The sequence below is a fragment of the Chloroflexus islandicus genome, assembly GCF_001650695.1.
Taxonomy (GTDB): Bacteria; Chloroflexota; Chloroflexia; order Chloroflexales; family Chloroflexaceae; genus Chloroflexus; species Chloroflexus islandicus.
In genome coordinates this window covers 26,326-50,715 of sequence record NZ_LWQS01000032.1, presented here as the reverse complement: position 1 = coordinate 50,715, position 24,390 = coordinate 26,326, and the positions used below count along the sequence as shown (strand labels likewise).

18 protein-coding genes and 1 tRNA gene are annotated in these 24,390 nt (G+C 59.2%); 6 read left to right on the top strand and 13 right to left on the bottom strand.

The window, feature by feature from the left end:
- Positions 1 to 164 precede the first annotated feature (164 nt).
- Entirely contained in the window at positions 165 to 590 is a 426-nt protein-coding gene (locus A6A03_RS02010) for a hypothetical protein (RefSeq protein ID WP_066783070.1), read from the top strand.
- Here the strand turns inward: A6A03_RS02010 and A6A03_RS02005 are convergent.
- From A6A03_RS02005 to A6A03_RS01985, 5 genes are all read right to left on the bottom strand, one after another.
- Positions 587 to 2,206 carry a Calx-beta domain-containing protein gene (locus tag A6A03_RS02005; RefSeq protein WP_066783067.1) on the bottom strand — a complete coding sequence of 540 codons (1,620 nt, stop codon included), beginning with the start codon at positions 2,204 to 2,206 and terminating at the stop codon, positions 587 to 589. The two genes, A6A03_RS02010 and A6A03_RS02005, sit on opposite strands and share 4 nt — an antisense overlap.
- Positions 2,187 to 5,003: an ATP-binding protein gene (locus A6A03_RS02000; RefSeq protein ID WP_245668766.1), complete on the bottom strand. Its 2,817-nt coding sequence runs from the start codon at positions 5,001 to 5,003 to the stop codon at positions 2,187 to 2,189. The genes A6A03_RS02005 and A6A03_RS02000 overlap by 20 nt, the downstream gene beginning before the upstream one ends.
- A 56-nt stretch (positions 5,004 to 5,059) precedes the next feature.
- On the bottom strand, positions 5,060 to 7,231 hold the full coding sequence (locus A6A03_RS01995) for a sensor histidine kinase (RefSeq protein ID WP_066783065.1): 2,172 nt from the start codon (positions 7,229 to 7,231) through the stop codon (positions 5,060 to 5,062).
- A gap of 5 nt (positions 7,232 to 7,236) precedes the next feature.
- The gene (locus A6A03_RS01990; protein WP_066783063.1) at positions 7,237 to 9,222 is read right to left on the bottom strand and encodes a GAF domain-containing protein; all 1,986 of its coding nucleotides are present in this window, start codon (positions 9,220 to 9,222) and stop codon (positions 7,237 to 7,239) included.
- 134 nt (positions 9,223 to 9,356) lie between these two features.
- Positions 9,357 to 9,432 (bottom strand) — tRNA-Gly (locus A6A03_RS01985).
- A 71-nt stretch (positions 9,433 to 9,503) separates the two neighbouring features.
- On the opposite strand from A6A03_RS01985, the gene A6A03_RS01980 reads away from it, so the two are divergent.
- Positions 9,504 to 10,301 (top strand): hypothetical protein, encoded by a 798-nt coding sequence (locus tag A6A03_RS01980; protein ID WP_066783062.1) that lies wholly within the window; start codon positions 9,504 to 9,506, stop codon positions 10,299 to 10,301.
- A gap of 348 nt (positions 10,302 to 10,649) precedes the next feature.
- On the opposite strand, the gene groL is transcribed toward A6A03_RS01980, so the two are convergent.
- Positions 10,650 to 12,290, bottom strand: a complete 1,641-nt coding sequence (gene groL, locus A6A03_RS01975; RefSeq protein WP_066783060.1) for a chaperonin GroEL — start codon at positions 12,288 to 12,290, stop codon at positions 10,650 to 10,652.
- Between the two features lie 47 nt (positions 12,291 to 12,337).
- Entirely contained in the window at positions 12,338 to 12,640 is a 303-nt protein-coding gene (gene groES / locus A6A03_RS01970) for a co-chaperone GroES (protein WP_066783058.1), read from the bottom strand.
- Between the two features lie 345 nt (positions 12,641 to 12,985).
- On the opposite strand from groES, the gene A6A03_RS01965 reads away from it, so the two are divergent.
- On the top strand, positions 12,986 to 13,735 hold the full coding sequence (locus A6A03_RS01965) for a YwaF family protein (protein ID WP_066783057.1): 750 nt from the start codon (positions 12,986 to 12,988) through the stop codon (positions 13,733 to 13,735).
- Here A6A03_RS01965 and A6A03_RS01960 read toward each other — a convergent pair.
- From A6A03_RS01960 to A6A03_RS01945, 4 genes are all read right to left on the bottom strand, one after another.
- Positions 13,696 to 15,192: a CHAD domain-containing protein gene (locus A6A03_RS01960; protein ID WP_066783055.1), complete on the bottom strand. Its 1,497-nt coding sequence runs from the start codon at positions 15,190 to 15,192 to the stop codon at positions 13,696 to 13,698. The genes A6A03_RS01965 and A6A03_RS01960 overlap by 40 nt on opposite strands.
- A gap of 100 nt (positions 15,193 to 15,292) precedes the next feature.
- Complete coding sequence (locus tag A6A03_RS01955) at positions 15,293 to 15,901, bottom strand: CYTH domain-containing protein (RefSeq protein WP_066783051.1); 609 nt, start codon at positions 15,899 to 15,901, stop codon at positions 15,293 to 15,295.
- 146 nt (positions 15,902 to 16,047) lie between these two features.
- On the bottom strand, positions 16,048 to 17,448 hold the full coding sequence (locus tag A6A03_RS01950) for a hypothetical protein (protein ID WP_066783049.1): 1,401 nt from the start codon (positions 17,446 to 17,448) through the stop codon (positions 16,048 to 16,050).
- Positions 17,449 to 17,572: 124 nt separating this feature from the next.
- A complete protein-coding gene (locus A6A03_RS01945; RefSeq protein WP_066783047.1) occupies positions 17,573 to 19,213 on the bottom strand; it encodes a trypsin-like serine protease in 1,641 nt (546 codons plus the stop codon).
- Between the two features lie 175 nt (positions 19,214 to 19,388).
- Between A6A03_RS01945 and A6A03_RS01940 the strand changes: the two genes are divergently transcribed.
- The 3 genes from A6A03_RS01940 to A6A03_RS20130 are packed head-to-tail and all read left to right on the top strand — an operon-like array spanning position 19,389 to position 22,009.
- Positions 19,389 to 19,607, top strand: a complete 219-nt coding sequence (locus tag A6A03_RS01940) for a Franean1_4349 family RiPP (protein WP_066783045.1) — start codon at positions 19,389 to 19,391, stop codon at positions 19,605 to 19,607.
- A gap of 34 nt (positions 19,608 to 19,641) precedes the next feature.
- Positions 19,642 to 21,114 (top strand): PP2C family protein-serine/threonine phosphatase, encoded by a 1,473-nt coding sequence (locus A6A03_RS01935; protein WP_066783043.1) that lies wholly within the window; start codon positions 19,642 to 19,644, stop codon positions 21,112 to 21,114.
- Entirely contained in the window at positions 21,038 to 22,009 is a 972-nt protein-coding gene (locus A6A03_RS20130; RefSeq protein WP_156525246.1) for a hypothetical protein, read from the top strand. Before A6A03_RS01935 ends, A6A03_RS20130 begins: the two co-directional genes overlap by 77 nt.
- Here A6A03_RS20130 and A6A03_RS01930 read toward each other — a convergent pair.
- Positions 21,893 to 22,855 carry a CobW family GTP-binding protein gene (locus A6A03_RS01930; RefSeq protein ID WP_066783157.1) on the bottom strand — a complete coding sequence of 321 codons (963 nt, stop codon included), beginning with the start codon at positions 22,853 to 22,855 and terminating at the stop codon, positions 21,893 to 21,895. The two genes, A6A03_RS20130 and A6A03_RS01930, sit on opposite strands and share 117 nt — an antisense overlap.
- Entirely contained in the window at positions 22,839 to 23,969 is a 1,131-nt protein-coding gene (locus A6A03_RS01925) for a lipocalin-like domain-containing protein (RefSeq protein WP_066783042.1), read from the bottom strand. Before A6A03_RS01925 ends, A6A03_RS01930 begins: the two co-directional genes overlap by 17 nt.
- Positions 23,970 to 24,390 lie beyond the last annotated feature (421 nt).

The window sequence follows — 24,390 nt, the reverse complement described above, 5'->3', positions numbered from 1 at the left end:
GTGCGGCAGTACCACTGCCGCCACATTTACACCGGTGAGGTGATATGGAGTGCGGCAGTTAGACTGCCGCACTCCACATGAAGATACATCCCCAATATCTTGGGTGACATTTGCACAACATGCCCGTACCGCAATGTGGTTGGTGATAACTATCTCAAAACACCATGCGCATCCCGCCAATCCTAACCCACCGTTTCATCCGCGCTTACCTCGTCATTGCGCTTGGCGCAGTGCTCTTCGCCCTGCGCCGGGTGTTCTTGCCAACCTTCTTTGAATTACAAGGGGTCATGTTCGACATCGCCGTACCATCGGCGCTCAACAGTTGCTACAACCGTCCGGCCCTCAACACGTGCAGCGATGCAGTGATTGTGGTGCTCACCGTGTTCGGGGTGGTGGCAGCGGTCGGCTGGGGCAATCTGGCCATGACCGTCTTCGCGCTGATTCTCGCGATCCCGCCGCTCGCGCTCTACTTCGCGCTTAGCCCAATCTGGCCGCCGCTGATCGCCTTAGCCTTCATCCCAATTGCGTTGGAGCTAGGGTTGTGGTTTCTCTTCCCCCGCCAGCCCGATCAACCGCCCGATCAAAGCTAATCATCGTTACGAATAATCCCAATTGCCTGCACCGTATTGCCCAACGCGCCACCGATCACCTCATCAAGCACCACTTCGAGGAATTCGTCCGGTTCGCGTATATCATCACCGATCACGGTCACGATAATCACCGGACTATTATCATCAGGTGGAATGATCAGCTCACCCGGCGTTGTTGCGAGATAATCCTCGCCGGGTGTTGCCGAGATTGGCAACACCCGATAGCGCACGCGCAGAGTCCGTTCGCGTTGGGGATTACTGAGACTGAGACGAAATTCGAGTTGGGTCGTCGTGCCAGCCGGCCCTTCTTGCACCTCAGCCGGGCTAATGCTCACGCTCGTGACGTCATCATCAATAATCGTCAAGACCCGCTCGCTCTGGCCGGGGAACAGGACACCGCCACTGATTCCTGTCAGCCGGAAGATGATCGTCTCATCCACTTCATCAATCGTATCGCCAATAATTTCTATCGTCACCGTGCGTACAGTGCCGGTAGGCGAACCGGCTGGGAAGATTAATGTACCGGTCGTTCCTCCCGGCACGCGATAATCGCTATTAGGCGTTGCTGGATTGGTTGTGCCCGGCACAACTTCATAGGTCACGACTACCTCATTGTTGGCCGCTTCGCGCAACTCAACGACAACTTCGCGGCTAGTAACCGTTGGCGGATTTCCCTCAATCACTGGTTGGATGATTTGCACCGACACTACCGCGACTGGCGTCGGTGTGACGGTTGCCGTCGTCGTAGGCGCCGGCGTGACGGTTGGCGTCGCCGTCGGCGTGAAAGTGGCTGTGGGCGTGAACGTAGCGGTTGGCGTCACCGTTGCCGTGGGCGTGACGGTCGGCGTCGGTGTGACGGTTGCCGTCGCCGTAGGCGCCGGCGTGACGGTTGGCGTCACCGTTGCCGTGGGTTGCGGACGAGCTGTAGCCGTCGCTGTCGGCGTGAAAGTCGGTGTCAGCGTAACGGTTAGCGTCGGTGTGACAGTGCCTGTCGCCGTCACCGTTGGTAAGGGTATTACCGTCACTGATGGCGACGGTTGCAGCGTTGCCGTTGCAGCTAGGGTTGTCGATGTCGGGCTAGGCCGAACTTCCGGCACGGCTGGCGTCGCTGTTGTTATCGCCACTGGTGTTGCCGTTGCGGGTGTCACCGGACTGGGCAGCACACCAATACCGCTGGCCGTTGGGGTGGGTGTCGGAGTAAGCGGCGGCAAACCGCCGCCAGCCGGCAGTGCGGTCACTGTTGTGGTTGGCGTCGCGGTTGGCGATGCCGGATCGATCCGTACCGGCGGTGGCGGCACCTCTACAATCGGCGCCGGTGAAAACCGGGTCGCTTGGCTCGTTGGCGTCTGTGTGCGGCGCGCAATCTCGGTCGCAGCCAAATTGGGCAAATCGCTGGCCGGCGGCGCAAAGCTGAGATCAGCCGGAAATGGTTCGTAGGCGCTAAACGCACGCGCCGCGCTAATGCTCTTAAACGGTTCATTGGCCGGGGTGAGGAACCAAAAGACAAGTTGCACCACGCAAAGCACCGGCAGCAGCGCGCATAACAACGCTGCCACTACCATCCAGCGCAAATAATCGCGTTTAGTTGGCCACTGGTTATTTCCCAGCGACTGCACGGCTCTGCTCCTTTGCGCAACGCAACCGGATGGTAAAGGTGCTCCCCTGACCGGGGATGCTCGTCACAGCGATCGTTCCGCCTTGCAACTCGATCAATTGGCGTGCAATCGCAAGACCAAGGCCGCCGCCGCGTTGGGCGGAATTATTGCCATCAACCCGTTGAAACCGAGTAAATAGCCGCCCAATCACGTCTTCGGGAATACCGGGGCCAGTATCACTGACTGCCACCCAAACGTCACTGCCCGCAATGCCGGCGCTAATTAGCACGCGGCCTTGCGGCACATACCGCCGAGCATTGTCGAGCAATTGGCTCAGCGCCTGCTTCAACAGTTCTCGATCTGCCAACACTAACGGCAGGTCTTCAGGCAAAGCAAGGGTGACTTGCACCCCACGCTCGCGAAACGCAGCATACAACGGTCGCAGCGCCGCTTCAACGATTGGCGCCAATTCAATCGCCTGCAGGTTGGTCTCGACTTGTCCCGAATCGAGATGGGCCACCATAATCGCATTATTGACCAGATGAGTCATCTGGACGGCGCTCTGCCGGATCTGCTCTAACATTTCGCGCTGTTCGGCATCAAATGTCTGAATTGCTTGCCGCAGCAAGAGATCGGTATAACCGCGCACGACGGTGAGCGGTGTGCGTAATTCGTGGGAAATGGTCGCAATGAAATCGGTCTTCGCCCGATCGATCTGGATCGAAGCCGTGATATCGTGTAAAACGATCACTTCGCCTGACAATTTGCCATCGGCGAGGCGAACTGGTGACCGGCTGACCGTCAGAAAGCGATCGCCTATCCTGATCATCTGATCAGGCCGGCCAAACAATTCTGAGCGAACTTCACTCCCATTGAGCGGCAATTGACGCAAGTGCAACTCACTGTTAGCCGGCAACACCGGCTGCAACATCTGCTGAGCAGTGGGGTTGAGCAATACAATCCGGCCCCGCGCATCACTGACAATCACCCCATCACTGATCGAGGCAAGAATGGCCCGTCGTTGTTCAGCATCGTATTGCGCCGCTTCATATAACAGCGCATTCACCAATGCCACGGCGGACATATTGGCGATCGCCTGCAAATGGGGTAATACTGATGTTGGGAAGGCATCCGGTTCGGGATGAGCAAAGATAAGACCCCCGATTGTTTGCTGATCTTGCTGCAATGGGATTGCCAACGCGCTGGCTACACCAATAGCCGCAAGGTGTGGGTCAACGTAGGGCGCCAATAGAGCTTCACCCGGCATAGCCAATGCGGTGAGACGGCGGCTGGCCAGCGCTGCATAGCTCTGCGGCGCTTCAGGCCGCAATCGGAATTGCCACCCGTCAGGCGCCGGCACGACCGCGATCGCTTCGATTTGGGGCAACAGATCGGCGGCGCTAGCGGTAGCAATCTGCAAGATCGACTCGATGCGCAGTTCGCGATTGAGCTGCCGGCTCGTCTGATACAAATGCAACAGGTGGGCCGTCATCTGGTTAAAGGCCAACGATAGCCTTCCCAATTCATTCTCTTCGGCAATGACGCTCCGGCGATCGAGCTGGCCAGCGCTCACCGCATCAGCTACCGCCACCAATTCATCAAGCGGACGAGTAATGCGCCGCGCCACCCAATATCCGGCCAGCACCGCAGCCAACGCTAAGGTCGCTGTCACGCCCAATACCGCGTTGCGGCTACTGGCCCACGCGCTCAAAATAAAATCACGTGACAGGCCGACGGCAAAATAGCCGCTCTGCGCACCGCGGATAATCAGCGGCGCATACACCAGTTGGTATTCGTAATCACCCACACGGGCAGTCGTAAGCAACGAACAAGCCGGCACATTCACCCGTTCAACCGGCGTCACCACCCGACCGCTCAGATTGCCAATATCAAGACACGCCCCGCGTTCATTAATCTCGGCCAAAAGCGCAAGTTGGGCCGGATCAAGCCGTAACACCGGCAGAAAACTCGCGGGGGCAGTCGTTGCCAGCAGCGCGCCATCGCTATTCAACAAGGCCGTTAATGCAGCTTGACTACGTTCTTGGAGGAAGGCTAACGTGCGATCGAGGCGTTGCGCGACCAACAGACCGCCGAGCAATTGTGGCGCTTCGTTATTATGAGAACGCGCATAAACCGGTGCAACGGTAAAAAAGTGCAGCACATCGCTGCCATCAGGTTGGCGAAATGCAATTAACCCGCTGTATTTGTCACCGAGCACATCACCCGCGCCGATCGGCGTCTGCACGCCGCGCAGCACATTCTCGATCAGCGACGAGCCAGCAAGGTTCGTACCCACATAACGGACGGGAGCATCACCACCCGGCGCGCGTTCCCAATCGAGCAAGGCCAAGCCGGTGGGATCAAAGATGATGAGACGATCCGGCGCAACATTTTCATTGCTCTGACCCAGCGTCCACAATCCGCGCAACGCTAAAGCTAGCCCATCCTCATCGCGCTGCGCTATCGCGTCAACCACAGCCGGAGCGCCAGTATCAGCATTGGCGGCGGTAAAGGCAATCTGGCCGAGGTAAGCAATATTGCTAATTTCGCGCAACGCGAAGGTTTCGGCAAAGTTACGCGCAACCTGCCCAAGCTGATTATTGAAGCGCTCTTGCCAACTACCGGCTACCAGTGTCATGGCAATACCGGATCCCACCAGCATGACGATGATCATCAGCAAGAGGTAGGGCAGGATGATAGTATATTGAATGCGTGAGCGCAGGATACGTATCACTTGCCGCACGGCGTCACCCCCCTGTTGAGCCATTGATTCGGTGTGCGGCGACGACTCGTTGCCAGTATAGCCGATGATGGTCACATGCAATAGGGGGTCTTGTTAACAGTTTCGTCATCTCACCGTAGGATCAAGCGGGATCACTGCGCAACCGGCAAGGCAAACGCAAACGTGCTGCCCATTCCTTCACGGCTGCGCAGCCAGATCTGGCCATGATGGGCCTCGACCGCTAATTTGCAGAAGGTGAGGCCAAGACCAGTCCCATGCACTTTGTGCTGCTGCACTTGGCCAAATTTCTCAAAGATGCGGGCATGGTACTGCGGCGGAATGCCCGGCCCCTCGTCGCGCACCCAATAGATCAGCCATTCACCGGCTGGTAACGCTGGCAATGATAAGGGGATTTGCGGATGCGTCCCGCCATTGATGCTGACCGGCAATGAAAGATGGCGCGCGCCAATCGTGACGCTGCCCCCAAAAGGCGAAAACTTGATCGCGTTATCGATCAGGTTCTGCAACACCCGCACGATCTTCTCACGGTCAGCTTCGATCGGCGGCAAGCCGGCGGTCAGGTCTTGGAACAAGGAAATCTGGCGCTGTTGCGCGTAGGCTCGCAACCGTTCGATCGCTTCATCAACGACTGCATAGGGCGACAATGGCTCAAGACTCAACGTCATCCGTCCCTGCTCCATCTTGCTGATATCGAGCAGGGTATTGACCATCTCGAGCATGGTTTGGCTACCCTGATGGGCAATGCTTAACAACTCTTGTTGTTGAGGTGAAACCGGCCCGCCCAAACCGCGCTGCACCATCATAATCCCATTCATAATTGCAGTCAGCGGCGCGCGCAGATCGTGAATAAGCATGCCGGTATAATCTTCGCGCAGCCGGGCCAGCTCGCGATCTTTTTCGATATTCTCAAACAGCGCCAGTTGGCCAATTTGCATCCCGCCAGCATCGCGCACCGGCAGAATGGTATGGCGCACATAGCGCACCGGCCCTTCCGCCAATTCAATCTCAACCACCCGGTGCGGCGCACCATCATTCAGCCATGCTGGTTCTTCGACCACCTGCGCGCGCGCCATCAATTCGGCGATCACGTCATCGATCCGGCGGCCAATCAATTCGTCTCGCGAACGGTAGAACAGCCGCGCAGCCGCCAGATTGCTGGCCACGATCACACCGCGCATATCGGCCATTAAAATGCCGTCACTGGTCGAATTGACAATTGCCTCGAAGCGATCGCGCACGGTACTGACCTGTTGAAAGAGGCGCGCATTCTCGAGGGCGATCCCGATCGTCGCTGCCATCCGGTTAAGCCGGATCGCTTCTTCCTCGGTGAAATGGCCGGTGCGCTTATTGAGCAGCTCGATCACGCCAATAGTACGACCTTTGACGACAATCGGCACACAGAGGATCGACTTCACATCATAGCCGATCCCCTCGCTGACCGCACGGTAAAAGCGCGGATCGTTATCTGGGTCATGCACAATCGCATATTGCTGGGTGCGCGCTACATAGCCAGCGATCCCCAACCCCGGCGGAACGCGCATCCCAACCAGTTTCTCTTGCCCCTCTTCCAACGTCATCACAAACACCAGTTCTCCGGTCTCTTCGTCGAGCATCAGCAATGAACCGGCATCAACGCGAAAGAACTGGTTGATCTTTTCCATCACTAAATGGTAAATATCACGCGGATCGAGCAACGAGTTGACCGCCGCCGCAATATCGTTTAGGGTCGCCAACTCGGCGTTGCGATGTTCCGCTTCCTCAATAGTACGGAAAGCGGTGATGGCCGCCGCCAATTGGCTGCTCATTAGGCGCGCAATGCTCACCTCTTGCTCATCAAACCGGCGTGGTTGCTGAAGGGTCGCGAAGGCTAATGCGCCAATTACCCGATCTTGGGCCACTAACGGCATAATCAAGAGTGAGCGCACCTGCGCCTCAAGCAGCGTCTGCAACAAGTTGATCGCAGTTGGCGAGCGATTCCCCTGCTGCAAGATTTCGGCAATATCCGCAATCTGCAACGACTGGCGATGTTGCAAGGCATGCTGCATGAGTGGCAAATCGCGCAGCGGGATCGGCGGCGGCAACGAAACACGCGGCGGAAAGGTGCTGACCAGCGCTATCGTCTCGCCGCTGGCATCAAGCTGCAACACGCCACAGAGCGATACGCCGAGCCCTTGCACAAACTCGTTCAGCGCGAGCATCAGCAGCTCATCAAGCGTTGCCGCTGTCTCAATCGCGGTTGCGATGCGCAGCAAGCCTTGCGTGCTCAACTCTGATTGTCCAATGGCAGGCAATCGCTCGTTCATAGTGATTATGAATAACTGGCCAGCCGGTAAATAGGCATCGGTTCATCGCCGTTCTGCAAACTGACCGGCGTTAACGGATCGAGGGTAAATTGCCCAGCTTGCGTCGTTTTCAACACAGCAGCAGCGACAACAATCTCATCGTTACGCGCCAATTGGCACAACCGGCGCGATTCACGCATGGCCGCACCCGTCCATGCCATAGTTGCCGGTTGATTAGCCCCCAGTACACCCACGGCAAGTTGGCCGGTAGTAACACCACCAGCGATCATGAAATCAGTTCCAAACTGCTGGCGCCACTGCCCGCGCAGACGCGCGATCGCAGCCTGCACCTGCTGCGCGGCCTGTAACGCCCTTGGCGCATCGTCGAATCGTGGTTGCGGAAAGCCGAAGACGGCGCAAAAGCTCCGTTCATCAATTGCGACATACGCGCCTTGGTGCTGATAGACAATGGCCCGGCATTCGGTGTGGAACGGGTTGGCAATGTGCTCGATCAATTGATGCACCGTCAAATCGGTGAGGCGATCCACACCGCGCAGACACACATAGAGCAGGGTCGCAGTGATGACGTGCGGTTGCAACGCCTGCATCGCTTTCGCTTGGCTCGCAAGCAGATCGCGGATCACATCCGGCGCAAGATACATACCCAGTAATTGGCGCGCCTGCGTGATTTCCGGCGGCTCGATAATGCCTTCGTAGCGATGGCGCACCATCATCGCCACAGCATAGGCCGCGATAGCAGCAACGAGGGCTAAGGCGCGCTGGCTGTAGCGATAAGGGGTTGGGTCAGCCAGAGTCAACACCCCTAACGGACGGTCGCCGTGAAACAGTGGCATTGCTAACGCCGAGCGCATCAATTCTAACCCCGGCGTAGGGATCCAGCGCGTGTCACGTTCAATATCATCAATAATGGCGCCGCGGTGCGTGCGCAAAACCCAGCCGGCTAACCCATGCTTGAGGATCGGCGCCGCGGCGAGATTCAGCGGCAACACATCACCGCCGCTCAAGGTGATGCGGGTGCGAATGGTGAACGACTCGGCATCGATCAGCAACAATGTGCCATGGCTGGAATCGGTCACGTCGGCGGCGATGCGGAGCAATTGCACCAATGCCCGTTCGAGATCAGGTTGTTCGATCACGCTGGTCATCACCTGCTCGAACGCAGACAAGCGGCGTTGCTCGCGATCGAACCATTGCCGGTAGACTGAAGCTTGCAGATGGACAGTAAACAGCGCCGCCGCTTGCTCGATCAACTGCTGCTGAGCTTCATTTAGGCGCACATCAGCCCCAGCAATCATTAGGCACAATGCGCCAAGCGGGGTTTGCTGCACCCATAACGGCCAACTCGTAACCGTTAACGCTTGTGACGAGGTTGCGGCAAGCAGGCTACGCATCTGCACACTCGAAAAGCTCACGGAGCGGCGCTCGCGTACGGCTCGCCCGATTGCGCTGCCATCCATATCAAAGGTAACGGCTCGATTCACACTGGCCAAGCCCCAACCCGCCGAAGGGATCAAAATGCCGCGTTCAGGATCGTGCAACAGCAAGACTGCACCCCGCACCGCTACATGATCGGCAAGGCATTCCGCCACTGCTGCGACCATCGCGTCGCGCTCGGTCGCCGCACTGAGCCGCTGAGCTAAGATCGCCAATGCCGGCGGCTGCGGCACAGCCGCGATGGCGTCCGCTACGGTTTGCCGCAGCGCCACTAGTGGATCACGATCGGTTACTGGCGGTATGTCAGCTTGCAACACCAAAGCAGCATACTGGCGCGCTTCAGTGAGCGCATAGCGTAAACTAATCCATACCGCTAGCGAAAGCGCCAACCCAATCAGGCCGCCAAAGAGTAACGCAACCACAAAGGCGACTGGTGGCGCGTTGCCTGCTTGCGGTACGACGATGCTGATCAGCGCATAGAGCAATACGCCAAGCGAAATGCCGCCGGGCAGAGTCAGGGCAAGGATGCGACGGATGTTGCTGCGTGGCAGGTACACAAGGGCTCCGCGACTAAACTGGAAACAGACTGTATCACCATCATAAACGTATCACAGCCGTCAGAATTGCTTTCTATTATACTTGGTTTTAAGAAAAAAGATGACCGGTTCACAGAACGTGACCGGTCATTCACTGGAGCGGGAGACGGGATTCGAACCCGCGACCTACACCTTGGCAAGGTGTCGCTCTACCAACTGAGCCACTCCCGCATTGCACATTCGCTATTATACACAAGTTGGCCGATTTGTCGAGTCGCTATTGTAGTAATCCAAGCACAGCAATGACTGCCACACTCCTTATCCTCGACTTCTCCGGCACCCTCAGCCTTGGCGCGGTGCGCTTCGGTGAGACCCACCGCCTAGCAACGGCGCTCAGCGATGCGGGGTTGCTGGCATTGGGAGTCACCGTTGATCGCTATTGGAATGAGTTGGTTGGGCCAACATGGGTTGAAGGCAGCACGAGCCGCGTTGGGTTGGCGGCGTTGCTAGCACGCCAGTTGCGCGCGCAGGGCATATCGGCAAGGATCGCAGCCCGATGCGCGCGGCGGTTTACCCAGATGTACATGGCTGCTTCCGTGATCGACCCAGCGTGGCAGCCGCTGTTTGCGGCGCTCAGCGCTGATAGCCGGATCACCACGCTCATCGCCACCGATCACTACGCCGAGGCAACGGCGCACATCGCAACGGCATTAGCAGAGCAAGGATGGTCAGCGCGCGCTTTGCGGTTGCGCAACCAGCAGGTCGTGCCACAACGGATGGGCAGCCACGCCGGTAACGCGACGGCATTCATCGCCAACTCCGCCGATCTCGGTGTTATCAAAGCCGATCCACTATTTTGGCAGCGGGTGCGCGCCGGCTTGCGCGCCAACGTGGCCCGGATCATCGTGGTCGATGACTTTGGCGCGAGCGAGAATGCCGCCGACTTTTACGCCAACCCAACCCGCGTCGAACGCCGTCGCCAACAGACGATCGCTGCCATCGAGCAAACGTTTGCCGTGCCAGTGACGGTCGTGCAATTTGTGATCGGCCACGATATTGGCGCAACCGTCCACCACATAGTGCAGCAAATAAACCAGTAGAGCCGCACGGCTGTGCGGCTCCTAAACCGTATAGTGATCGGGATCAATGAGTAGAGCCGCACGGCTGTGCGGCTCCTAAACCATACAGTGATCGGGATCAATGAGTAGAGCCGCACGGCTGTGCGGCTCCTAAACCATACAGTGATCGGGATCAATGTGTAGAGCCGCACGGCTGTGCGGCTCCTAAACCATACAGTGATCGGGATCAATGTGTAGAGCCGCACGGCTGTACGGCTCCTAAACCATACAGTGATCGGGATCAATGCGTCGAGCCGCACGGTCGTGCGGCTCCACCATTGGCGAGACGCACATTCATGCGTCCCGCCAGCACAAGCGACCCTTACCGGACTAGAAGTCCATCCCGCCACCCATACCGGCGCCAGCGCCAGCCGCCGGCTTGTCTTCGGGGATGTCGGTGATCAGAGCTTCAGTGGTCAGGATCATACCCGCGATCGAGACCGCATTCTGCACGGCGCTGCGGGTGACCTTCACCGGGTCAATAATGCCCTGCTCGATCATGCTGCCGTACTGGCCGGTCAGCACGTTGTAGCCGATGGTCTTGTCGCCCTTCTCCTCCTGCATGCGGCGGACGTTGGCGATGATCACCGAGCCGTCCTCGCCGGCGTTGCGGGCAAGGATGCGCAGCGGCTCTTCGAGGGCGCGGCGCAGGATCTGCAGACCGACCTTCTCATCCTCGTGGGCAACCTGCACATTGTCGAGCGCTGGGATAGCGTTGAGCAACGCGACGCCGCCACCGGGCACGATGCCCTCTTCGACCGCCGCGCGGGTCGCGCTCAGCGCGTCCTCAACGCGGTGCTTCTTCTCCTTCAGCTCCGGCTCGGTCGCCGCGCCAACCTTGATCACGGCCACGCCACCGGCCAGCTTGGCCAGCCGCTCTTGCAGCTTCTCGCGATCGAAGTCGCTGGTCGTGGTGGCAATCTGGGCGCGGATCTGCTCGATGCGGGCGCGGATGGCCGCCTCGTCGCCACGGCCCTCGATGATGGTGGTGTCATCCTTGGTGGCGATCACCTTGCGGGCGCGGCCCAGATCCTCGATCGTCGCGCTGTCGAGCTTGCGACCGATCTCCTCGCTGATCACGGTGCCGCCAGTGAGGATGGCAATGTCTTGCAGCATGGCCTTGCGGCGATCACCGAAGCCGGGCGCCTTGACCGCCAGCGCGTTGATGGTGCCGCGCAGCTTGTTGACCACCAGCGTCGCCAGCGCTTCGCCGTCAACGTCCTCGGCGATGATGACGAAGTTCTTCGTCACCTGCAACACCTTCTCAAGGACGGGGAGGATCTCTTGGATGCTGCTGATCTTCTTGTCGGTGATCAGGATGTAGGGATCGTCAAGCTCAGCCTCTTGCCGCTCGACGTTGGTCACCATGTAACCCGAAATGTAGCCGCGGTCGAACTGCATGCCCTCGGTGTATTCCTTCTCGAAGGCAACGCCCTTCGACTCTTCGACGGTGATGACGCCGTCCTTGCCGACCTTCTCCATCACCTCGGCAATCAGCTCGCCGATCTCGCTGTCAGCCGCCGAGTTGGTCGCAACGTGGGCAATGTCGGCGCGGTCGCGTACCGGTACGGCGCTGGCCTTGATCGCCGCCACCAGCGCCTCGGCGCCGCGGTCGAGACCACGCTTGAGCAGCATCGCATTGGCGCCAGCCGCCACCACCTTCAGGCCCTCGGTAACAATCGCCTGCGCCAGCACGGTCGCGGTGGTGGTGCCGTCACCGGCGACATCGTTGGTCTTGGTCGCCGCCTCCTTGAGGAGCTGGGCACCCATGTTCTCGAAGGGATCCTTCAGCTCGATCTCCTTGGCGACGGTCACACCGTCGTGGGTCACGGTCGGCGAACCAAACTTCTTATCGATCGCAACGTTGCGGCCACGCGGGCCAAGGGTCGTCTTGACCGCATCGGCAACCAGATCAACACCACGCTTAAGGGCGCGGCGCGCTTCTTCGTTGAAATAAAGCTGCTTTGGCATAGGATCTATAATCCTCCACTGAGAATAGCGCCATTAGCGCGAGGTTGCTACTCTTGCACGATACCCAGAATGTCCTTCTCCGACAGGATCAGGTACTCGACATCGTCGAGCTTGAACTCGGTGCCGCTGTACTTGGCGAAGATCACCCGGTCGCCAGCCTTGACGCTCATCGGGATCAGCTTGCCGCTATCGTCCCGGCGCCCCTCGCCAACCGCCAACACCGTACCCTCCATGGGGCGCTCCTTGCTGGCCGTATCGGGCAGGAAAATGCCGGTCTTGGTCTTCTCTTCACGCTCAACCGGCTTGACCACCACGCGGTCGCCAAGAGGTCGGATGCGGAAATCCGCCATAGCTGCTATCCTCCGTTCAATATGCAATCCAATGGGTTGCGTAGGTTCCATTGATTAGCACTGTCACATCGAGAGTGCTAATCCGTTGCTAATAGTACACAAGATCGGGCCGTTTGTCAAGTCATGTTTAGCACTCAACGCAAGGGAGTGCTAGCAGGGGTGCGGCATAGCCGCGGCTCTGCATTGAACGCTCAACGAGTCTGCATGCGGCAGTGACACTGCCACACTCCATAACCTGCTGCGCCAGCGTGGGATGCGGCAGTGTTCCTGCCGCATCCCACAGCCAAGTTCTGCTATGATAGATATATCCAGCATAGCAAGCGCAGATTTCATCGGAGGTGATCGATGGCCGATCTGTTTGGGTTGTACTGGGACGGGCCGCCATTCGTGTTCTTTAGCCCGCCGCACTGGATCGCGCTGGCGTGTGTGGCAATCGCCTGCGGTTGGGTGATTGGCCCGGCCCGCTCGTTGTCAGCGGCGGCCAAACGGTACTGGCGCTACGCGCTGGCGGCGATACTGGCGATCAACGAGCTGGCCTATAACCTTTGGTTCTGGGTGCATGGCCTTTGGTCGATCCAATACATGCTGCCGCTGCACCTCTGCACGCTGTTTACATGGCTCAGCGTGATCATGCTGCTCACCCGCAGCTATCGCATCTTCGAGTTTGCCTATTTTATGGGCATCGGCGGTGCGTTGCAGGCGCTGTTGACGCCGGATATCGGCGTTTACGGCTTTCCGCACTTTCGCGCCTTCCAGAGCTTTATTTCCCACGGCGGGTTGGTGGTGGCGGCGCTGACGATGATCGCGCTGGAAGGATACCGCCCCACGTGGCGTTCGGTGGGGCGGGTGATTATCGGGGCCAATCTGTTGATGGCGGGTGTCGGCGTCGTCAACTGGCTGCTTGATAGCAACTATCTCTTTTTGGCCCGCAAGCCCTACACGCCAAGTCTGCTCGATTATTTAGGGCCGTGGCCGATCTACATTATCTGGATGGAAGTGATCGGGATCGTTACCATCCTCCTGCTCTACCTGCCGTTTGCGGTCGCCGATCTCCGTCAGAGATCGCCGATGATGGCGAGCAGAGTGCGCCGATAGTCAAGGCCGGCCAGCCGTTCCCAGCACTCCGGCAATTCGGTGCGCAACGTGGCCCATTCAGCTTCACGCGCAGCCAGATAGGCCGCGACCGCTTCCGGCGCGCGTTCAGTGTGCGGCGCCAGCAAGCCGCGGGCAACGCTGATGTCATTCAAGGCGCCCAGATGGTCTTGGAAGTCGATCAGCGGGTTTAAGAGATCACTCAGCCGCTCGCCAACGATGTCGCTGACCAATTCGAGCGCATAGCGCAGTCGCTTGCCGGCGATGCGCATCGCGTGCAGTGAGGCGTCGTCTTCCGGCAGACCATTGCGGTCATACGAGCACAAGGCTTCGTAGTGGGCATAAAGCATGCTACCGGCATGATCCTTCACCCGTGGCCGGTTATCCCATTCAGCGGCAAAACAGGCAAGGCGGGCCAGCACGCGCAGATCGCGCTCGTACTGCTTGCTGCCAAGATAGCCAACCAGCGTCGTGTGGGCATGCATGCGTTCGGCGCGGATCGCATCCATCACCGGCGCGAGGCCGGGTAGATCACGGTGGGCCATATCATTGAGCAGCACATCACGATCGCGGGTGGCGCCGGCCTCGCGGGCCAATGTGCGCACCGCAACCGTCGCCTTGCGCGCCGCCTTGGCCGGCGCCACCGGTTCGAGCAGGCGCAACGCCGCCCGGATCCGGCGCGTAGCCACGCGCAGATCATGCACTGCCTCGATCGTTTCGTCGGCTTCAACCGCCCGCGCCGTCTGTTGCAACCGCCGCACCTGCCGGCGCAGCACCACCCGCCCCAGTTCGGCGAACGGCACCTCGCCAGAGGCGTACCAGTACGGCAGGCGTTCGGTTGGCTCATCTTCGCCGGCCACTTCCTCGATCACTGTGCCTTCGCTCTGCACCACTACTTCAGGGCGCGGGCCGATCACCCGTTCCCACAGATCAGCCTTGGCCAATGCCCGCTCGCTATCCACTGCGGCGTGCGGGCCGGTTGCAATCAGGCTCAACCGGCCATTGTTGTCAGCGGCCACCCGCACCTGTGTGGTCTGGCTATGGCTGTAATCAAAGCCATCAGCCACCCGCACGATCGCCGCCAATTGCAACGCTAGTTCCCGGTTGCGTTTGTTGAGGCACAGTACCGCCGGCTCCAGCCGTGCGCGCGGTTTGCGGCGGTGGAGGGCAACAATCGCGGCGAGAATCGCTTGATCGGTCTCATCACCCAAGTCATGGCGCAGAATAATATCGCGCCCAACCAGATGGTGCTCTGGCGGATCGGTCGTCAAGCCAACATTGTGCAGTAACGCGCCGGCTTCAACCAATTGGCGGGAAGCAGCCGGCCATTTGCGCGACTGCGCGACCGCATCGAAGAGGGTCAGCGCGTGATCGGCCACTTGGCGGGCATGCGTCCGATCGACCCGATACATCGCTAGTAACTGCTCAACATAGCCGGCAAGATTGGTTGGAGTCGCCATCTTACCCTCGCGTATTCAATAGCGGAAAGAGTGCGAATTGACTAACAGCGTTCTGTTCAGCGACAGCGCATGCCTGCCTCTCCGCCGTGGCGTGATGACACTACCGCTGCAACAGCGCCATCCCCCGCTCAAGCTTGCTCTGCCGTTCAGGGGTGATCTTCATCAGGGCGCGCAAGGCGTTGGCCAATTCGGTGAGATCGTAGACCGATCCAGCCGGCAACACTTCCAATTCAAGCTCACAGATCGGCGCCTGTTTCTTACCGGCATAAATGGTACCGCGATCAAGACACAATTCGACCCGATCTTGGCCATCGCGAACGGCATGGATAATCCGGCGACTGGTTTCGATCTTCAAGAGCGGTCGCACTGGCGCCCCTAGCAAGAGGGCTTGGGCCAGATCGCGAGCCGGGCCAGCCGGCCAGTGCGCCGGATCGGGATCGTCGCCGGGAAACTCAAACTCGGCCCGATGGTGGACGCCGTTTTCATCAACCCGGGCCGGCCCCTTGAGCGTGATGATCGAGCGGTTGCCAATTTGGCGCACGCGCAAACCGTAGCGCGCCAGCGCCAGCCGGCCATCGACGCTATCGTAATAGGTATTGCGCTGTTGTTCGCCGGCCAGCGTGCGCAAGGTGTACGGGCCGAGCGCGCTCAGCGCCGCCAAACGATCGAGGTCGGCGGCGCTGATTTTGTATTTGGCTTCAATTTCCATAGTTAGCTCCTCAAAACCTGCCGCAGCAACGCATGGCTGCCCCTCTATTGTAGCCGGTTTAAGGAGCGCTTGTGAAGTGGCAGATGGCGAAAGTTAGGCCAAGGCCCAGCAACCGTCGGCGGTTGCGCGTGACCTTCGTTCGCATATCATTCCCCGCCGCCGCCGCCGCCACTATCGCTGCTGCTGCCGCTATCAATGCCGCCGCCGCCTAAATCACCCCAACCGCTATCAGATGAAGCTGAAGCAGTAGCAGCGCCCCAACTCCATACCGTCACTGAGCGCCGGTCGGTATCCCAATCATCGTGATCGTTGGTAAACGAGGGTGATACGCTGCTTGACTGGTGGCTGGGTGTTGGCCGCAATAGGCGCTGCATCCATCGTTGCGCCATCGCCGCCGCTTCCGCTTCGATCGCGCGCGCTTCCGCAATCGCCGCCGGTGCAGAATCATCGGTAAGGGTTGTCTCAAACAAGAGTGCGCGCAAGCGTTGGAATAAGCCGCTGGTATCAAACTCGCTCGATCGCGCTGCTGCCTCGGCCAGCGCCCAGTCGAGCCGCCACCATTGCTGGGCCGCCGCTTGCAGCGCCTGCCGGAAGGTCTGCAAGTGCGCCGCATCAACCGCTGTCACTGGGGAAGCAGACGCTGGCCCGCTCCATTGATACCCGGTAACAGCCGGCAGCGGCGCGCTTAGCGACCGCTCAAAATCTTTGAGTTGCTGTTCGAGCCGGTTCAGTTCTTCTGCCGGCGTATATGCCGAACTCCAAACACCCGCATGGCCGCGGCGGAGGCGTAGCAAGGCGAGCCGCACGTCTTGAAACAGCAGTTTTTGAGTGGAATCAGGTTGCACAGTACCGGCATTGGCGCATACCCGCTCGACGGCAGCTATGAACCGTTGGGCCAGTTGGTCGAGCGCAGCAGCTTGGGCGCGTTGGGATGCCGTTGCTTGCGGGAATGCAGCATGAACAAGCGGATGGCCGGGCCTTGGTTGGGCTGGCGCGGTCATGCGCCGCACCACAACGACTACGAGGATAACGAGCAGGAATGTGCCGAGAGGATAGGCGATCCACGGCACCCAACGCGCATCGAACAACGCCAGCGGATTTACAGAGGCTTCTACTGCCGCCAAAGCCGCGCTAATGTCTTGGCTCAGATTCGGCGATGACAACGGCTGACTGAGGTGATCGCGCAAAATTTGCCGATACCGGCCATCGAGCTGATCGCGCCACCGTTCACCGTAGCGCAATGCGCTGTAGTTGTCGGCGATCGCCACGTAGATTGCAACCAGCTCAACTCGTGCCTTGCCATCATCGCGCACGAATCCATCGCGCTTGAGCAACTGGATAAAGTCGGCGTCGTTGCCGCGCGCTTTCACATACACCACAACAAAGCCGCCGCGCTCGATCAACGGCGCGGCGGCTTGCCGGATCAGATCGGGTTGGCGGATTTGCTCGAGCGGATCATTGATAATCAAACGGCCTTGGGCAACAACTGTAGCAACCAACGCCAACGCAAGGAGAAGACCAGCGAAAGGAGCTGTGAAGCGACACATTCAAACCTTCCTACTAAGGTGGCAGCTAAACACCTCCTAACCACTACTATATACGTTCAACAAACCAAACCGTTTCCGGTAGGGATACAGCGTTGCTGTATCCCTACTCGCTCACCCTACCTCACTATCTAAAGACCATCGGCAAATACCGCACCGCCGGGCCAGTGACGATTTGCACGCCTACTACCCCATAGCGCAGCGGCGTGACGCCATTGTACACCCCGTAATTGGTGATGCGCAGCACATCGCCAAGCTTGCCGGCAGCGAGCTGCAGAGTTGCAAATACTTCATCACCCGCTGGCAGTTCGCTCATTGTCCATCGCACTTGATTACCCGTTTGGACACCGCCATCCTCAATCGCCACCGGATTCACACCCGCCGGCAAATCAACCACCAGCTCCAGATCGGTCAGGCCCGCATTCGGCCCTAGCCCAAAATTGCCAACGGTAAATTGCACCGGATAGATCGAGCCGGCTTCCACCTCCGTCGGGTAAAACGCGGCCACATACAGGCGCGGCTGATTGATCACAGTAACGGCAGATTCGCGGCCAAAACTGATGACCAATCCATCATCACTATCAGCCACTACCTGATAATCGCCAGAAGTAACGCTCGCCGCCGCCTGTACCTGATACGACAGTTGCAACACCTCTCCCGGCAACAGTCCAGTAAATGACCACTCGACCGTGTTCGTATTGCTATCGTAGACCCCGCCATCACTGATGCTGCCGCTCACCAACGTCGCACCGACCGGCAGTTCCACCGTCACCACCACATCAGTCAGCGGCAGCGCACCGCTATTCGCCACCAGCACCGCGTACTCGAACGGAGTACCCGGCGCAGCGGTTGAGAGGTGCAAGGGCAGGCCAACCGCAGCCGGCAATGGCAGTTGCCAGATATCAATGTGGGCGGAACCGGTGATCTGCGCTTCGATCCAATCGGCAAAGAAGGCGGTGAGAGCATAGACGCCGGGGAAATGCGGCCAGCCGCAGCCGGTGCCGAAGCTGACAATGCCGGCATGCAGGAAGCCGCCGGAGCCATCCGACACCATCAACGGCCCGCCACTATCGCCTTGACATGTATCAACGCCGCCATCCGGCAAGACACCGGCGCAGAGATGAACTGAACTCAGCGCACCGTCATAACGTTCGTTGCATGTCGTGAGATCGACGATCGGCGCCTGCGCCTTGTGCGCCACGTCGGGGAAATCAAACCCGGTTTGCGGCAGGCGATTGCCCCAGCCAGCAATGTAGGCCGTCTCTCCCGGCGCAAAGCGGGCCGCATCCGCCGGCGTCGCGATCCGGATCGGCGTGATGCCGGTCACCGGTGTGGCTAAGCGGATCAGCGCCACGTCGTTATAGAGCACTGCATCCGGCACATAGAGCGGGTGGACAAGAATCTCTGCTACATCGCGGCGCTGGGCAGCGGTCGCTTGCGAAAGGTCTTGCTGACCAACCAATACTTGAATGGCCGCCGGATCGGCCACATTCCCTGCGCCATCGGCCAAGCAATGCGCTGCCGTCAACACCCATGAGGTCTCGGTAACGACGCCGCCGTCATCAATCAGCGCGCCGCCGCAGAACGCCGCCGCTTCATCGGTAATCTCGGCAATCAGCAGCGCCACCAACCACGGATAGTCACCCGGCGCAACTGGATTGCCGCCAACAATCGTCAACTGCGGCGGCGCACCTTCCCGCGAAGCAACACTTGCCGGCAACAAACCAATGAGGAAAATGAGGGCAAGGAGCACGATACGCTGTCTCATACGTGAGCAAACTCCTCTTAGGAAATGAGAACGTTAGCATTTATAATAATAATAAAAACGACACCCTGTGTCAAGAGGCACTATCACGAACATGCTGCATGCTAAAGGTCAAAAAGTGGTATACTCGTGAACGCGCAGCAATGATGGTATGCAGCAACAAGGAGGCCACGTCCGCATGAGCGCTGATTTTGAACGGCTGATCGGTAGAGCCGTGCTCGATCCTGCTTTCCGCAAGCGGCTGCTTGCCGATCCAGATGCTGCCGCGAAAGAAGCCGGCTTACAACCCGCACCGGAAGAGATGGATCGGCTGCGCAAAGCGCTCGCCGATCCGGCGCAACGCAAGCAGCTTGAGCAGATTGATCAGCAGACGGCTTCGCTCAGCGGGTGGAGTTAGCGATTTGGTGAGAGATTGAGCATTCGCAACACCTATGAAACCACGAGATGCCAAAGTTGTGAATGAACTACTGGGGCAGATCGATGCCCAAAATGAGCAGTTGCGCCTGCGCAAGATGTTGCGGATGCTCAACAATCTTGTTGTGCTGCTGACGGTTATCGCGTTGCTGATCATGCTGATCCCACCTTTCTCCCATCCATTGTACTATGCAATTGTGCTAACATCCTTGGCAGTCAATGGATGGATCGAATGGCTGATCCGCCAAAAGCGTGAACGAATCAGCGCGATCTTGCTAGTTATTTGGACAAATCTCGGTGTTTTACTCATCATGACAGCGAATGCGATCGAACTCGATCTGCTTCGCGTGACGATGTTTGCTGAAACCACCCCGTTATTCGTCATTCTCGCTGGATTATTGTTGGGTTGGCGGTTCGCCGGAATGGTTACAATTGGCAATCTAATTATTATCTTTGCCGCTTATGTTGTAATCTTTACCGTAAATCCCACACCACGAGGCGTTTTTGAAGAGTCGACCGGTTTCTTTATTCCTATTTTGATTTACACTATTCTGGTATGGGCAGCAATCTTTTTTTACCAGTGGCAACTCGCTGCCTCGCAGCAACGGCTCAACCAAGCCCGGCTGCAATTGATGCAAGACCAGCTCATTCGCTACGAATTAGAACTTGCCCGTAATATCCAACAACGTCTGTATCCGCCGCCACCTCCCAAGCTAGGCCCTATCCAGATTGTCGCTCGTTCGGAACCGGCCCGCGAAACGAGCGGTGATTTCTACGATTTCTTGCAACTGCCTGATGGTCGCTTAGCGATTGTGGTGGCCGATGTTACCGGTAAAAGCATTCCAGCCGCGCTCATGATGGTCATGGCGCGTTCGCTCTTGCGTTCGCATATCACGGTCTACCAGTCGCCGGCATCAATCTTGCGCGCCACGAACGAGATGCTTTGCCGTGATGGCTTGCAAGCCCAGTATGTGACAGCGTTTCTCGGTATTCTCGATCCGGCGACTGCTACGCTCGTGTTTGCCACCGCTGGCCACCCCTTCCCCTATCTCCGGCGCAGCAACCAGATTCACGAGGTTGGCTGCGCAAGTTTGCCGCTCGGCGCAAAAACCGGTCTTGAGTATCAAGAAATGACGCTTACCCTCCAACCGGGAGATCAGGTGTTTTTGTTGACCGATGGCTTCTTCGAGACCCGTAACGCTCAACGCGAGCTGTTTGGGTTTGACCGGCTGATGTCGCTGATCGGCCAAACTGATACTACTGATCCCCAACGAGCGCTCGACCACATGTGGGCCACTATTGCCGAGTTTCGCGGCGCCCTAGAGCAAAGCGATGATATGACGGCAGTGATTATTCATGTACTAGCCGAACCGCATGCTGTTGCTCTCAACAACCGAACACATGCGCTGGCAAATGGTTCAGACCAAGCTGCCACGTCTGATCATCGGTCTACCATTGTCATTGCAACAACTAGCGCATCAATCGCTTAACGGCGAATTGCACCAGTTGTTGGCACTCTGGCCGTATTGGCTGGCGCGCCGCTGGCCGCTTCCTCCTTCCATCCTCAACCGTGTGGCGCTTGCCCTCTTGTGTGGTAGTTGGGCCGCAACCCTGCGCGATGCGTATCTCGATGGCGAAATGCCGGCGTATGCCGGGCAATTGTCGCGCGCATTAGGGATGCAATCGTGGCGGATGTTTGTCCGCCTCGGCATCAGCCATCGCTTATTGCATGCCTTGGAAAGCCGGATGGTTGCCGCCTATCGGCACGAACTGGCGGCACGAGCCCTCGATGGCTGCTGGCAACCCCGCCAATTGCAGACGTTGACTGCGCAGTGGGTGTGCAACCGCGCTGCTGGTTGGCACTTAGCCCAGCTCGCGCCGCTCACCTTGGCCGATTTGCCGCCGGCTGATCCAGCTTGGCGAGCGCTGACCGGTGCGCTCAACCGGTTGATATTGGCGCGCCAATTGCGCGATGACGCACTCGATCTGGCTATCGATCTGAATGCCGGACGGGCCGGGTGGTTGATCCGCTTGATTGCCACGGCGATTTGGCGCGATGATGGTCCCCTTAGCCCGCTTGATCGACAGCGCATTGCCGGTCGGTGGCTGCTCGACGGTGGCCTCCGCCAGCGGGTTGCCAAGCTACACGCGCAGCTTTGCGCTGGCGCTGCGCAGGGATTGGCTCCTTATAGTGGCGCTCTGCCGCGATTGCGTGACGTGATGACTGCTGAACAACAGGCCGGGCAAACCGTGTTCGCCACTGTCCCTTCATTCGATTTCAGCGCAACGGGCGCGCCACTGCGCGATTCGTTCGGCACTGTCGATGCAGGAGTCGAGCGCAGCGCGAGCCTCAGCCAACGCCTGCTCGCGCCCGATCAGCACTAGCCGGCAGAGCAGTGCGGGCCGTTGTGCGAGCCGCAGCGCGCTTAGGCGCAGCCGTCCCGCCACCAGATGCACTTCATCGGCCCACGGTGAGTCGGTGCAGTAGACAATCCCTTTGGCGCGAAAGATGCCCTTTGCCGCCAGATCGCGCACGGTGTACTCAAACGTTGATCGGCGCAACGGCAGATCGGCTTGCCAGTTCAGCGCGTGAAATTCGGTATGCTGGTGGGATAATTCGGACGGTAAGCGGCCATCGCTGCGCGGGCTAAAGATGAGGTCGGGCGCAACTTCGCCGTAGCTGGCCGGTACAAGCGGCGCGCGCTGGTTGAGCTCGCACACGCGCGCGGTGACGTGCTGTATGGTTTGCTCATCAACCAGATCGCCGTGGGTCAGCACGATCAGGTCGGCAAGCTGGATTTGGCGCGCGGTTAACGGTGTCGCAGCCAGCGCCTGCTCGTAATCGGTGGCTGACACCAGTGTCACGAGCGCATCGAGCGGAATATCCACCATACGGAGCTGGCGCACAATTGCTCCCGGCTCGGCCAAGCCGCTCGTCTCAATCGCGATGGCGTCGAGTGGGCCGCTGCTCGCCAGCGTTTCAATCGCCACAATCACATCGCTGCCGGCCACGCAACACACACACCCGCCGCTCAGTTCGATCAACTGGCCGGCGCCGCTCTGTTCCAGCAACGCGCCGTCAATCCCGATCGCGCCAAACTCGTTGACAATCACGCCGATCCGGCGATCGGCGCGGGCCAACAACCGGCGCAACAGCGTCGTCTTGCCGCTGCCGAGAAAGCCGCTGATCAGCGTGATCGGCGGCAGCGCTGGTTCATTCTGTGTCAGCATAGCCGGTCAATTCCACATAGCCGCGCCCGGCCATCGTGCCGCTCACCGTCACCGCCCCTTCCCAATAAACCACGGTCACCGGCAATTCTTGATCGTGCATGGCCGGCGTAATGGCGAGGTCTAACCCATAGCGCGGCACGCGCAATCGCCAGCCGGATGGGTAGACGGCGCCACTGCGCGGACTGCGCCACGTATCGGTTACGGTCAGCTCGACATCGCCGGGGCCGAGGATAATCACCGTATCGTCAGGCAAGAGCAGGCTACCGCCGACAAACGGCGAGGGGTGGCCATCAGCTTCGCGCAGTTGGTAATACATCAGATCGTGCCCGCTCTCGAGCTGCAAGGCAAACCAATCCCATCCCGTCAGCCCCTCTTCGAGCGCGCTGGTGCCCCACTCGCGATCCATCCACGTCAAGCCGCGCACGGGGTAGTTCGTTTCGCCAATGCGGATCGTACCCTCGCTGACCATGCGGGTCAACGAATAGTACGCCGAAGCGTTGCCCACCTGCGAACCTTTCTGGCTGACGCCGGCATTGCCTTGCAACACCGGCGGGCGGCTGTTGGTGGCGATCAGGTCGAGGGCCACATCATCCTGAGCAGCGCGCAGATGCATGGTCATGCCCTCCGGGCCGCTGCCTTCGACCGACCAATCGTTTAGAAAGACACGGAACGGCTCGCCGCTAGCGCCGGCCAACCCGGCGGCGGCGCGGCTAAACCGCTCAAAGGCATAAAACTGGCCGCCATCGATGTCGCTCAGGGCAAAATGGGCCATGTACACGTTGCTCGTGGCCCACGCCGATTCGCGGGCCGGCGGATTGGGGCTGAGCGCGCGGCGGAAGAAGGTCAACTGAAAGCCAAAGCGCCGGCCATTCTCGGCGGTAAGGTTGCCAGTGTAGTACCACCATTCGGTCTGAAACGCCGGGTGCGGGCCGTGGTCAGCGGGAAACACGAACGGGCGCGGCGTTGTGACGCGCTCAAACCCCTCACTGTTATCCGCGTTGACCGCCTCGATCGCACCGATGCTCGCCCGCACGGTCGGCTGGGCCGGCGCGGCGCAGGCAGCTAGCCCGAACACAATGGCTACGATGAGCAAAAATGAACGAAAAAAGCGCATAACGTTTAGCGAGTTGCAACGGTTTCATGTATAGAGGGCCTATGGGTAGTGTACCACGGATCGATTGGCGGAAAGAGCGGAATTGACGGGAAGGGGACATGGATCTTGCCAGCGTATGTCATGGCGAGGGGGCGTACCCCTTCCGTCATTGCGAGAGGGCGCGCAGCCCTTCCTGTCATTGCGAGAGGGCGTACCCCTTCCGTCATTGCGAGAGGGCGCGCAGCCTTTCTGTCATTGCGAGGGCGCGCAGCGCCCGAAGCAATCTCCCGCTTTAGCGCGAGCAAGCGCTGAGGGAACATCATCCGTGCTCGCCGGAGATTGCTTCGCCTCGCTTCGCTCGGCTCGCAATGACAGGGGGAAAGCGGCGCGCGATGACAGGGGGGAAAGCGGCGCGCGATGACAGGGGGAAAGCGGCGCGCGA

Coding starts and splice junctions, on each gene's coding strand:
- A6A03_RS01940 (WP_066783045.1), top strand. CDS start 19,389: ATGAGCGCTGATTTTGAACGGCTGATCGGTAGAGCCGTGCTCGATCCT.
- A6A03_RS01930 (WP_066783157.1), bottom strand. CDS start 22,855: ATGCTGACACAGAATGAACCAGCGCTGCCGCCGATCACGCTGATCAGC.
- A6A03_RS01965 (WP_066783057.1), top strand. CDS start 12,986: ATGGCCGATCTGTTTGGGTTGTACTGGGACGGGCCGCCATTCGTGTTC.
- A6A03_RS01925 (WP_066783042.1), bottom strand. CDS start 23,969: ATGCGCTTTTTTCGTTCATTTTTGCTCATCGTAGCCATTGTGTTCGGG.
- A6A03_RS01945 (WP_066783047.1), bottom strand. CDS start 19,213: ATGAGACAGCGTATCGTGCTCCTTGCCCTCATTTTCCTCATTGGTTTG.
- groL (WP_066783060.1), bottom strand. CDS start 12,290: ATGCCAAAGCAGCTTTATTTCAACGAAGAAGCGCGCCGCGCCCTTAAG.
- groES (WP_066783058.1), bottom strand. CDS start 12,640: ATGGCGGATTTCCGCATCCGACCTCTTGGCGACCGCGTGGTGGTCAAG.
- A6A03_RS01955 (WP_066783051.1), bottom strand. CDS start 15,901: ATGGAAATTGAAGCCAAATACAAAATCAGCGCCGCCGACCTCGATCGT.
- A6A03_RS20130 (WP_156525246.1), top strand. CDS start 21,038: ATGGTTCAGACCAAGCTGCCACGTCTGATCATCGGTCTACCATTGTCA.
- A6A03_RS01960 (WP_066783055.1), bottom strand. CDS start 15,192: ATGGCGACTCCAACCAATCTTGCCGGCTATGTTGAGCAGTTACTAGCG.
- A6A03_RS02010 (WP_066783070.1), top strand. CDS start 165: ATGCGCATCCCGCCAATCCTAACCCACCGTTTCATCCGCGCTTACCTC.
- A6A03_RS01995 (WP_066783065.1), bottom strand. CDS start 7,231: ATGAACGAGCGATTGCCTGCCATTGGACAATCAGAGTTGAGCACGCAA.
- A6A03_RS01935 (WP_066783043.1), top strand. CDS start 19,642: ATGAAACCACGAGATGCCAAAGTTGTGAATGAACTACTGGGGCAGATC.
- A6A03_RS01950 (WP_066783049.1), bottom strand. CDS start 17,448: ATGTGTCGCTTCACAGCTCCTTTCGCTGGTCTTCTCCTTGCGTTGGCG.
- A6A03_RS01980 (WP_066783062.1), top strand. CDS start 9,504: ATGACTGCCACACTCCTTATCCTCGACTTCTCCGGCACCCTCAGCCTT.